Source organism: Stenotrophomonas sp. YIM B06876 (assembly GCF_030711595.1).
In the GTDB taxonomy this organism is placed as follows: Bacteria; Pseudomonadota; Gammaproteobacteria; order Xanthomonadales; family Xanthomonadaceae; genus Stenotrophomonas.
The window spans coordinates 1-419 of sequence record NZ_JAUJUJ010000575.1 but is presented as its reverse complement, the minus strand read 5'-3'; the positions used below and the strand labels follow the sequence as shown (position 1 = coordinate 419).

Sequence of the window (419 nt, the reverse complement as noted above, 5' to 3'; positions counted from 1 at the left end):
AGCTCCTCGCCCGCTTGGCCCCTGCAGCATGCGCGGCGCCTGCATCGCTTGGGCTCTCTTGCAGTGCGTTGGCGATCAGCGCCACGGCGGGGGACTGGGCCGCAGCCTTGTGGGTGATGAGCACCATCCGGCCGCTGGCAAAGGGCGTGCGCAGGCGAATCTTGTGCACCATCGACATGTTGGCGTAATGCTCTACGGCACTGTCGGGCGCCACCGTCAGGAAATGGCCCGTGGCCACCATAGACAGGTTGCTGTGAAACGAGATCGACTCGATATGGGGCGTTGGCGGCAGCTGGCCCTGGTCTAGAAACGGCTGCTCGAACACATCCCGCGTATGGGTGCCGCGTGGCGGCAGTATCCAGGCTTGCCCGCGCAAGGCCGACAGCACCAGCCCGCGGCGCTTGGCCAGCGCGTGGTCC

General features: G+C 66.6%; 1 protein-coding gene. It reads right to left on the bottom strand.

Going from position 1 to position 419, the window contains the following annotated elements; translation table 11 throughout:
* Positions 1–419 (bottom strand): LysR substrate-binding domain-containing protein (locus QZH66_RS18535; RefSeq protein WP_305807252.1); only part of this gene is annotated, 419 nt, incomplete at both ends.